3 protein-coding genes and 3 pseudogenes are annotated in these 12,368 nt (G+C 67.7%); all 6 read left to right on the top strand.

The features are described 5' to 3' along the window. Positions 1-38 precede the first annotated feature (38 nt). A pseudogene (locus ASC87_RS32535) lies at positions 39-2,123 on the top strand (beta strand repeat-containing protein); the annotation flags it as partial. A 175-nt stretch (positions 2,124-2,298) separates the two neighbouring features. Beyond that, a partial coding sequence (locus tag ASC87_RS33945) for an immunoglobulin-like domain-containing protein (protein WP_369820795.1) occupies positions 2,299-3,218 on the top strand: 920 nt, incomplete at its 3' end. 1 nt (position 3,219) lies between these two features. Beyond that, positions 3,220-4,408, top strand: a pseudogene (locus ASC87_RS33950) (immunoglobulin-like domain-containing protein); the annotation flags it as partial. Between the two features lie 118 nt (positions 4,409-4,526). Beyond that, a partial coding sequence (locus tag ASC87_RS33955; protein ID WP_369820796.1) for an immunoglobulin-like domain-containing protein occupies positions 4,527-6,193 on the top strand: 1,667 nt, incomplete at its 3' end. 20 nt (positions 6,194-6,213) lie between these two features. Then, positions 6,214-7,017: pseudogene (locus ASC87_RS33960) on the top strand (immunoglobulin-like domain-containing protein); the annotation flags it as partial. A gap of 109 nt (positions 7,018-7,126) precedes the next feature. Then, positions 7,127-11,983: an S-layer family protein gene (locus ASC87_RS25980; RefSeq protein WP_056669818.1), complete on the top strand. Its 4,857-nt coding sequence runs from the start codon at positions 7,127-7,129 to the stop codon at positions 11,981-11,983. Positions 11,984-12,368 lie beyond the last annotated feature (385 nt).

Here is a 12,368-nt window from a genome sequence, read left to right on the forward strand (position 1 = left end):
CCGTCACCCGCATCGACGACACGATCGACACCACCACGGTGACGCTCACCGCGTCGGCGGGCACCATCGCCGAAGGTGGCTCGCTCACGTACACCGTCTCGGTCAACAACCCCGTCGCCGCGTCGCCGTTCGTGGTCACGCTCAGCAACGGCCAGGCCATCACGATCCCCGTGGGCCAGACCTCGGCCACCGGCCCGGCCATCGCCGTGCGCGGTGACGACGCCTACGCCCAGGGTAACGTCGACACCACCGTATCGATCAGCAACACCTCGGGTGGCAACTTCGAGGCGGTCAACACCGCCTCCACGGCCACCACGACGGTGACCGACGATGCGGATGCCACCACACTGACGCTCACCGCGTCCGCCGCCTCGGTCACGGAAGGCGGTTCCATCGTCTACACCGCCACGTTGAGCCAAGCGGTGCAGGGTTCCCCGGTGGTGTTGACGCTGAGCAACGGCCAGACCATCACCATCCCGGTGGGCCAGACCACCGGCACCAGCCCCGCGTTCAACGTGCGGGCCGACGACTTCTACGTCCAGGGCACCGACACCCTCGACGTGACCGTGACCGGCCGCACCGGTGGCAACTTCGAATCGCTGGACACGGCGGGCGCAGCGACCACTGCGGTGACCGACGACAGCGACCAGACCGTCGTCACGGTGACCCCGTCGGCCACGACCATCACCGAAGGCAACGCCCTCACCTACACCGTGGCCGTGAACCACCCGGTCACCGGCAGCCCGTTCGTCGTCACGCTGAGCAACGGCCAGACCGTCACGATCCCGGTGGGCGCCAGCGCCGTCACCGGCCCGGCCATCGCCGTGCGCGCCGACGATGCCTACACGCAAGGCAGCGTCGACACGGTGGTGTCCATCACCAACACGTCGGGCGGCAGCTTCGAGGCTGCCGACACCACGTCCACCGCCATCACCTCGGTCACCGACGATGGCGATGCCACCACGCTGACGCTCAGCGCCTCGGCTGCCTCGGTCACCGAAGGCGGTTCGATCACCTACACCGCCACCGTCTCCAACGCCGTGCAGGGTTCGCCGCTGGTGCTCACGCTCAGCAACGGCCAGACCATCACCATCCCGGTGGGCCAGACCACCGGCACCAGCCCGGCGTTCAACGTGCGCGCCGACGACTTCTACGTCCAAGGCACCGACACCCTCGACGTCACGGTCACTGGCCGCACCGGCGGCAACTTCGAGACCGTCACGAACACCTCGACGGCCACCACCACGGTCACCGACGATGCGGACACCACCGTCGTCACCGTGGCCCCGTCGGTCTCGTCCATCACCGAAGGCAACACGCTCACGTACACCGTCTCGGTGAACAACCCCGTGGCGGGTTCGCCGTTCGTCGTCACGCTGTCCAACGGCCAGACCGTCACGATCCCGGTGGGCGCCAGCTCGGCCACCAGTCCGGCCATCGCCGTGCGTGCGGATGACGCCGACACCCAGGGCAGCGTCAACACCGTCGTGTCGATCAGCAACACGTCGGGTGGCAACTTCGAGGCGGTCGACACCACGTCCACGGCCACCACCGCGGTGACCGACGATGCAGACCCCACCACCGTCACGCTTTCCGCGTCGGCCACCTCCGTCGCCGAAGGCAACACGCTGACCTACACGGTGTCGGTGAACAACCCGGTCACCGGCACGCCGTTCGTGGTCACGCTCAGCAACGGCCAGACCATCACCATCCCGGTGGGCCAGAGCAGCGCCACCGGCGCCGCCATCGCCGTGCGCGCCGACGACGCCTACGCCCAGGGCAACGTCGACACCGTCGTGTCCATCGCCGGCACGGCCGGCGGCCGATTCGAGGCCGTCAACACGGCCTCCACCGCCACGACCACCGTCACCGACGACAACGATGCCACCACGCTGACCCTGTCGGCTTCTGCCGCTTCGGTCACCGAAGGCGGTTCGATCACCTACACCGCGACGCTCAGCAACGCGGTGCAGGGTTCCCCCGTCGTGCTCACGCTGAGCAACGGCCAGACCATCACCATCCCGGTGGGCCAGACCACCGGCACCAGCGCCGCGTTCAACGTGCGGGCCGACGACTTCTACGTCCAGGGCACCGACACCCTCGACGTCACCGTCACCAACCGCACCGGCGGCAACTTTGAATCGCTGAACACGGCCGGCACCGCCACGACCACCGTCACCGATGACGCGGACGTCACGGTCGTGACCGTCACGCCGTCGTCCACCTCCGTGGTGGAAGGCAGCACGCTGACCTACACTCGTCGTCACGCTGAGCAACGGCCAGACCGTCACCATCCCGGTGGGTGCCAGCTCGGCCACCGGCCCGGCCATCGCCGTGCGCGCCGACGATGTGCATGCCCAGGGCAACGTCGACACCGTCGTGTCGATCACCAACACGTCGGGTGGCAGCTTCGAAGCGGTCGACCGCACCTCGACCGCCACCACGACGGTCACCGACGACAGCGACGCCACCACGCTGACCCTGACGGCCTCCGCCGCCTCGGTCACCGAAGGCGGTTCGATCACCTATACCGCCACCGTTTCCAACACGGTGCAAGGTTCGCCGTTGGTGCTCACGCTGAGCAACGGCCAGACCATCACGATCCCCGTGGGCCAGACCACGGGCTCCAGCCCGGCGTTCAACGTGCGGGCTGACGACTTCTACGTCCAAGGCACCGACACCCTGAATGTCACCGTCACCGGCCGCACCGGTGGCAACTTCGAGGCCGTCACCAACACCTCGACCGCCACCACCACGGTCACCGACGATGCCGACCAGACGGTTGTCACCGTGACCCCGTCGAGCGCCTCGGTCGTCGAAGGCAGCACCCTSACCTACACCGTCRCGGTGAACCAGGCCGTCAYCGGCASCCCGTTCGTCGTCACGCTGAGCAACGGCCAGACCGTCACGATCCCGGTGGGCGCCAGCTCGGCCACCAGCCCGGCCATCGCCGTGCGGGCCGACGACGCCTATGCCCAGGGCAACGTCGACACCGTCGTGTCCATCACCAACACGGCGGGTGGCAATTTCGAAGCGGCCAACACCGCATCGACCGCCACCACGGCCGTCACGGACGACAGCGATGCCACCACGTTGACCCTGTCGGCCTCCGCTGCCTCGGTCACGGAAGGCGGCTCCATCGTCTACACCGCCACCGTCTCCAACGCCGTGCAGGGCTCGCCGCTGGTGCTCACGCTGAGCAACGGCCAGACCATCACNGGTCACGGAAGGCGGCTCCATCGTCTACACCGCCACCGTCTCCAACGCCGTGCAGGGCTCGCCGCTGGTGCTCACGCTGAGCAACGGCCAGACCATCACGATCCCCGTGGGCCAGACCACGGGCTCCAGCCCGGCGTTCAACGTGCGGGCTGACGACTTCTATGTCCAAGGCACCGACACGCTGAACGTCACCGTCACCGGCCGTTCCGGTGGCAACTTCGAGGCAGTCACCAACACGTCGACCGCCACGACCACCGTCACCGATGACGCCGGTGGCAACTTCGAGGCAGTCACCAACACGTCGACCGCCACGACCACCGTCACCGATGACGCGGACGTCACGGTCGTGACCGTCACGCCGTCGTCCACCTCCGTGGTGGAAGGCAGCACGCTGACCTACACCGTCGCCGTCAACCATGTCGTGACCGGCACGCCGTTCGTTGTCGCGCTGAGCAACGGCCAGACCGTCACGATTCCAGTGGGCGCCAGCTCGGCCACCAGCCCGGCCATCGCCGTGCGTCCGGACGACGTGCATGCCCAGGGCAACGTCGACACCGTCGTGTCGATCGCCAACACGTCCGGCGGCAACTTCGAGGCCGTCGACCGCAGCTCGACGGCCACGACCACCGTCACCGACGACACCGATGCCACCACGCTGACGTTGACCCCGTCGGCCGCGTCCGTCACCGAAGGCGGTTCGATCACCTACACCGCCACGCTCAGCAACGCGGTGCAGGGTTCCCCCGTCGTCCTGACCTTGTCGAACGGCCAGACCATCACCATCCCGGTGGGCCAGACCACGGGTACCAGCCCGGCGTTCGCCGTGCGCGCCGACGACTTCCATGTCCAGGGCACCGACACGCTGAACGTGACGGTCACCGGTCGCACCGGCGGCAACTTCGAATCACTGAACACCGCCGGCACCGCCACGACCACCGTCACCGACGACACAGACGCCACCGTCGTCACCGTCACGCCGTCATCCACCACCGTCGTGGAAGGCAGCACGCTGACCTACACCGTCGCCGTCAACCAAGCTGTCACCGGCACGCCGTTCGTCGTCACGCTGAGCAACGGCCAGACCGTCACGATCCCCGTGGGCCAGAGCAGCGCCACCGGCGCCGCCATCGCCGTCCGCCCGGACGATGCGTACGCCCAGGGCAACGTGAACACAGTCGTGTCCATCACCNCACCGGCACATCTCGGTGCCACTGGCCGGGGTGCTCCGTTCCGGTGGCAACTTCGAGGCAGTCACCAACACGTCGACCGCCACGACCACCGTCACCGATGACGCGGACGTCACGGTCGTGACCGTCACGCCGTCGTCCACCGCCGTCGTGGAAGGCAGCACGCTGACCTACACCGTCGCCGTCAACCATGTCGTGACCGGCACGCCGTTCGTCGTCACGCTGAGCAACGGCCAGACCGTCACGATCCCCGTGGGCCAGAGCAGCGCCACCGGCGCCGCCATCGCCGTCCGCCCGGACGATGCGTACGCCCAGGGCAACGTGAACACAGTCGTGTCCATCACCAACACGTCGGGCGCCAACTTCGAGGCCGTCGACCGCACCTCGACGGCAACGACCACCGTCACCGACGACACCGATGCCACCACGCTGACRTTGACCCCGTCGGCCGCCTCCGTCACCGAAGGCGGTTCGATCACCTACACCGCCACGCTCGGCAACGCGGTGCAGGGTTCCCCCGTCGTGCTGACCTTGTCGAACGGCCAGACCATCACCATTCCGGTCGGCCAGACCACGGGCACCGGCCCGGCGTTCAATGTGCGAGCCGACGATTTCTACGTCCAGGGCACCGACACGCTGAACGTGACGGTCACCGGTCGTTCCGGTGGCAATTTCGAGTCGCTGAACACCACCGGCACCGCCACGACCACGGTCACCGACGACGCCGACCAGACGGTTGTCACCGTGACCCCGTCGAGCGCCTCGGTCGTCGAAGGCAGCACGCTGACCTACACCGTCGCCGTCAACCAAGCTGTCACCGGCACGCCGTTCGTCGTCACGCTGAGCAACGGCCAGGCCGTCACGATCCCGGTGGGCGCGAGTTCCGCCACCAGCCCGGCCATCGCCGTGCGGGCCGACGACGCCTACGCCCAAGGCAGCGTCAACACCGTCGTGTCGATCACCAACACGTCGGGTGGCAACTTCGAAGCGGTCAACACCGCATCGACCGCCACCACGGCCGTCACGGACGACAGCGATGCCACCACGTTGACCCTGTCGGCTTCCGCCGCCTCGGTCACCGAAGGCGGTTCCATCGTCTACACCGCCACGCTGAGCAACGCGGTCACCGGTTCACCGGTGGTGCTGACGCTGAGCAACGGCCAGACCATCACCATCGCCGTGGGCCAGACCACGGGTACCAGCCCGGCGTTCAATGTGCGCGCCGACGACTTCTACGTCCAAGGCACCGACACCCTGAATGTCACCGTCACCGGCCGCACCGGTGGCAACTTCGAGGCCGTCACGAACACCTCGACAGCCACCACCACCGTCACCGACGATGCCGACCAGACCGTTGTCACCGTAACCGCGTCGGCCACGACGATCGCTGAAGGCAACACGCTGACGTACACGGTCGCCGTCAACCAGGCCGTGACCGGTACGCCGTTCGTCGTCACGCTGAGCAACGGCCAGACCGTCACGATCCCGGTGGGCGCGAGTTCCGCCACCAGCCCGGCCATCGCCGTGCGGGCCGACGACGCCTATGCCCAAGGCAGCGTCAACACCGTCGTGTCGATCACCAACACGTCGGGTGGCAACTTCGAAGCGGTCAACACCGCATCGACCGCCACCACCGCCGTCACGGACGACAGCGATGCCACCACGTTGACCCTGTCGGCTTCCACTGCTTCGGTCACGGAAGGCGGCTCCATCGTCTACACCGCCACCGTCTCCAACGCCGTGCAGGGCTCGCCGCTGGTGCTCACGCTGAGCAACGGCCAGACCATNGGTCACGGAAGGCGGCTCCATCGTCTACACCGCCACCGTCTCCAACGCCGTGCAGGGCTCGCCGCTGGTGCTCACGCTGAGCAACGGCCAGACCATCACCATCGCCGTGGGCCAGACCACGGGCACCAGCCCGGCGTTCAATGTGCGCGCCGACGACTTCTACGTCCAAGGCACCGACACCCTGAATGTCACCGTCACTGGCCGCACCGGTGGCAACTTCGAGGCCGTCACGAACACCTCGACAGCCACCACCACCGTCACCGACGATGCCGACCAGACCGTTGTCACCGTAACCCCGTCGGCCACGACGATCGCTGAAGGCAACACGCTGACGTACACGGTCGCCGTCAACCAGGCCGTGACCGGCACGCCGTTCGTCGTCACGCTGAGCAACGGCCAGACCGTCACGATCCCGGTAGGCGCTAGTTCCGCCACCAGCCCGGCCATCGCAGTGCGGGCCGACGACGCCTACGCCCAAGGCAGCATCAACACCGTCGTGTCGATCACCAACACGTCGGGTGGCAATTTCGAAGCGGTCAACACCGCATCGACCGCCACCACGGCCGTCACGGACGACAGCGATGCCACCACGTTGACCCTGTCGGCCTCCGCTGCCTCGGTCACCGAAGGCGGTTCGATCACCTACACCGCCACCGTCTCCAACGCGGTGCAAGGTTCGCCGCTGGTGCTGACGCTGAGCAACGGCCAGACCATCACCATCCCGGTGGGCCAGACCACGGGCACCAGTCCGGCGTTCGCCGTGCGCGCCGACGACTTCCATGTCCAAGGTACCGACACGCTGAACGTCACCGTCACCGGCCGTTCCGGTGGCAACTTCGAGGCAGTCACCAACACGTCGACCGCCACGACCACCGTCACCGATGACGCGGACGTCACGGTCGTGACCGTCACGCCGTCGTCCACCGATCCCCGTGGGCCAGAGCAGCGCCACCGGCGCCGCCATCGCCGTCCGCCCGGACGATGCGTACGCCCAGGGCAACGTGAACACAGTCGTGTCCATCACGAACACGTCGGGCGCCAACTTCGAGGCCGTCGACCGCACCTCGACGGCAACGACCACCGTCACCGACGACACCGATGCCACCACGCTGACGTTGACCCCGTCGGCCGCCTCCGTCACCGAAGGCGGTTCGATCACCTACACCGCCGTGCTGAGCAACGCGGTGCAAGGTTCCGCCGTCGTGCTGACCTTGTCGAACGGCCAGACCATCACCATTCCGGTCGGCCAGACCACGGGCACCAGCCCGGCGTTCAATGTGCGGGCCGACGACTTCTACGTCCAGGGCACCGGCACGCTGAACGTGACGGTCACCGGTCGCACCGGCGGCAACTTCGAGTCGCTGAACACCACCGGCACCGCCACGACCACCGTCACCGACGACACCGACCAGACGGTCGTCACCGTGACCCCGTCGAGCGCCTCGGTCGTCGAAGGCAGCACGCTCACCTACACCGTCACGGTGAACCAGGCCGTCACCGGCACGCCGTTCGTCGTCACGCTGAGCAACGGCCAGACCGTCACGATCCCGGTGGGCGCAAGTTCCGCCACCAGCCCGGCCATCGCCGTGCGGGCCGACGACGCCTACGCCCAAGGCAGCGTCAACACCGTCGTGTCGATCACCAACACGTCGGGTGGCAACTTCGAAGCGGTCAACACCGCATCGACCGCCACCACGGCCGTCACGGACGACAGCGATGCCACCACGTTGACCCTGTCGGCTTCCGCTGCCTCGGTCACGGAAGGCGGCTCCATCGTCTACACGGCCACCGTCTCCAACGCCGTGCAAGGCTCGCCGCTGGTGCTCACGCTCAGCAACGGCCAGACCATCACCATCCCGGTGGGCCAGAGCAGTGCCAGCAGCGCCGCTTTCGCCGTGCGTGCCGACGATGCCTATGCGCAGGGCACGCAGACCCTCACCGTGGGTGTCTCCAGCAGCTCGGGTGGCAGCTTCGAGGCGCTCACCACCAGCACCGCGACGACCACCGTCACCGACGACGCCGATGCCACCGTGGTCACGCTGTCGTCTTCTGCCACCAGCGTCACCGAAGGCGGCAGCATCACCTACACCGCCACGCTGAGCAATGCCGTCACCGGTTCTCCGCTGAGCATCACGCTCAGCAACGGGCAGGTCATCACCATCCCCGTGGGTCAAAGCAGCGCCAGCAGCGCTGCCTTCGCGGTGCGTTCCGATGACGTCTACGTGCAAGGCGCGCAAGTGCTCAACGTGGGCATCGCATCGACCAGCGGCGGCAACTTCGAGTCGCTGACCACCACCTCGACCACCAGCACCACCGTCAACGACGACGCCGACGTCACCACCGTCAGCCTGAGCGGTGCCGCCGCCGTGACCGAAGGCGCCAGTGCCGGCTACACCGTGACGCTGAGCAGCCCCGCCACCACCGCCGTGACGGTGACGCTGAGCTACAGCGGCACCGCCAGCAACGGCACCGACTACACCGGCGTCACCACGGTCACCATCCCGGCCGGCGCCAGCAGCGCCACCTTCAACGTGGCCACGACCGACGATGCACTGGACGAGCCCGCCAAGAGCATCGTGGTGGCCATCAACACCGTGAGCGGTGGCGGCTTCGAGGCGATTGCCGCCCACGCCACCAACAACAGCGTCACCACCACGCTGAACGACAACGACCCCACGCCCACGCTGACCGTCACCGACGTGACCGTCAACGAGGCCGCGGGCACCGCCACCTTCACCGTCACCCTGTCGGCTGCCAGCGGCCAGACCGTGGCCGTGGGCTACAACACCAGCAACGGGACGGCCACCGCAGGCAGCGACTACACCGCCGCCAGCGGCACGCTCACCTTCGCACCGGGTGTCACCACCCAGACCATCACGGTCAACATCATCAACGACACCGCCACCGAAGCCTCCGAAACCTTCAACGTCAACCTGCTCACGCCGGTCAACGCCACCATTGCCGACAACCTGGGCGTGGGCACCATCGTCGACAACGATGCCGCCCCGCTGGTCGACCTCGACGCCAACAACTCCACCGCCAGTGGTTCCAGCTACACCACCACCTATGTGGAAAACGGCGCCGCCGTCGCGATTGCCGACACCGACATCGCCATCACCGACGTGGACAGCACCAACGTCGCCAGCGCCACCATCACGCTGACCAATGCGCAGGCTGGCGACGTGCTGGCCGCCGGCGGCATGCCGGCCGGCATCACCGCCGGCGTGGCGGGCAACGTGGTCACGCTCACCGGCTCGGCCACGCTCGCGAGCTACCAGACGGCCATTCGCGCCATCACCTTCGCCAGCACCAGCGAGAACCCGGGCACCGCCGACCGCCTGATCAACGTGGTGGTGAACGACGGCACCAGCAACAGCAACACGGCTCAGGCCATCGTCCACGTGACGGCGGTGAACGACGCACCGGTGGCCACTGGCGCCATCGTGGCGGGCACCGAAGACACCGCACTGGTGCTGAACTGGGCCAACTTCGGCGTGACCGACACCGACAGCGCCACCAGCGCGCTGGGCATCCGCGTCTCCACGCTGCCAGCCGATGGCACGCTGCAGACCTTCAACGGCACGGCATGGGTCAACATCAGCACCGGCTCGCTGGTGAGCAAGGCCACCATCGACGCGGGCTCGTTCCGCTTCGTTCCCGACGCCAACGAATCGGGCGCCGACGCCTACGGTGGCACGAGCGTCGGCAACCGCCAGGCCGACTACGCGCGCTTCAACTTCGCACCGAACGACGGCACGGCCGACGGTGCCACCGCCACGGTGCGCATCGACATCGCCCCGGTGGCCGATGCGCCCACGCTGACGCACAACGCCGCGGCGCAGGTGGCGGGCACGCTGTCCACACTGAGCTCGGTCGGCCTCACGCGTGACTACTTCAATGGCATTGCCACCTTGACCTCGGGCGGTGGTTCGACCAACCCCAACACCGGCGAAATCGGCATCGAGACCGCAGTACCTACGTCCAGCTCACTCGTCACCAACGTGGGCGTGGCCGGCAACATTGCCGACGACACCGGCATCACGGTGGCCGAAGACGACGCCTACCGCGTGCAAGGCCTGATCTACCTCGAAGCCGGCAAGACCTACACCTTCTCGGGTTATGTCGATGACACGGCACGCCTGGAAGTCGGCGGCACCACGCTGATGTCGGGCCAATGGGGCGCAGGTGGCACGGCCAACGCCGGAACCTTCACCTCCAGCACCCTGGTTCCCACCGTGACGGGCTACTACAGCCTGGAGTTCATGGTCTACAACACCGGCGGGCCGGGCAACTACGACATCAACCTGAGCGTGAACGGGGCAACGGCGGTGGACCTCTCCACCGCCAACTTCCAGCTCTACCAAAGCATCACCCAGGTCGATGCGGCGGGCGGGCAGCGAAGCGATTTCGTTCCCAACGCGGGCACTGGCGAAGGCGGCTACTACCCGGTGCTTTACAACACCAGCCTGCAAAGCCGGGTCTACCTGGCGCCGGTGCTCGCCAACCTGACCGACACCGACGGCTCGGAAACCCTGGCCGTGCAGATGCAGAACGTGCCCGTGGGCGCCGTGCTCAGCGACGGCACCAACACTTTCACCGCCACCGCCGGCACCACCTCGGTCAGCATCACCGGCTGGGACCGCGCGCACTTGTCACTCACCATGCCAACGGGCTTCACGGGCAGCACCACGATGACGGCCGTCGCCACGTCCACCGAGACGGCCAGCGGCACCAGCGCGGTCACGTCGGTGGGCGTCGGCGTCACGGTGGAAGCTGCCAGCCTGGGCACGCCCCTGGATGAAATCGCCACCTTCAATGCCGATGCCCTCATCGGCCAGGGCGGCGCCGACGTGTACTCGGTGAGCCAGAACGGTACTGGCCTGGCCGTTGCCGTGACACAAGGCGCCAGCGGCAGCATCCCGGCGCAGACCGGCACCGAGACCACGGGCACCATCCACCAGGCGTTCAACACCGGCGCCGGCAACGACTACGTGCAGTCGGGCTCAGGCAACGACACCATCTACCTGGGCGACTCCGGCACGGGCAATCACCCGTCGACCGGCACCGCCGCCACCCAGACCCAGGTGGGGGCCACCCGGATCATGACGCTGGCCGACGACACGACCCTGACCAACGCCACGACAGGCCTCCTCACCAACGAGGCCGACGACACGAGCGCGAGCGGCGGGGCCGGCAACACCTCCATCACCACCTGGGCCGACGTGGCCAACGGCGGCAGCGGCAACGATGTGATCTACGGCCAGAACGGCACCGACCTCATCTACGGCGGCACCGGCGACGACTACCTCAACGGCGGCGCCGGCATCGACGGCCTGCGCGGCGGGGCAGGCAACGACGTGCTGGTGGGCGGTGCGGGCAACGACGTGCTGCGCGGCGATGCCGGGGCCGACGTGTTCCGCTGGGAGCTCGCCGACAGGGGTGCGGTGGGCACGCCAGCATCAGACATCGTCACCGACTTCAACAACGCCGCGGCCTCCGCCGGTGGCGACGTGCTGGACCTGCGCGACCTGCTGCAGGGCGAAACCTCGGTGGGTGCCGCCTCGGGCAACCTGACGAACTACCTGCACTTCGACACCTCCGGCGGCACCACGACGATCCAGATCAGCAGCAGCGGCGGTTTCTCGGGTGGCTACAACGCTGGCGCGGTGGACCAGTCGATCACGCTGCAGAACGTGGACCTGTCGGCCGCGGGTGCGTTCACGACGGACCAGCAGATCATCCAGGACCTCCTGACCAAATCGAAGCTGGTCGTCGATGGAAGTATTTAGGCCCCCCAGTCGCTTCGCTCCTGCCCCCAAGGGGCGCCCGCGGTCGCCCGGGGGGACCCGGGCTCGGCGGTAGCTTGATCTGGCGCTTCGCTGCGCTTGCTTGCCTGGCGTGCGCGCGTCGGGGCTTCGCTTTGCTCGCCCTCTTGTTGCGGGCTCGTCCCTTCAGGGGGACGAGCCCGCACGGCGAGCGAGCGAAGCGATGCAATGCCCCGAAACGCCCGAGCGGGTGATGCAGAGCAGGTGTTGCCTGCATCGAGAGAAGCGCTGACGCAACGGCACCACGAGCCATCCCTCTTTTGTCATCCCGTACATGGACGCCCCTGTTTCGCAAGCACTTTGTTGGCATGGTCTGGCTGGCAGGAAGAGAGTTGCACCCGTACATCCG

This window comes from Rhizobacter sp. Root1221 (genome assembly GCF_001425785.1).
GTDB lineage: Bacteria > Pseudomonadota > Gammaproteobacteria > Burkholderiales > Burkholderiaceae_C > Rhizobacter.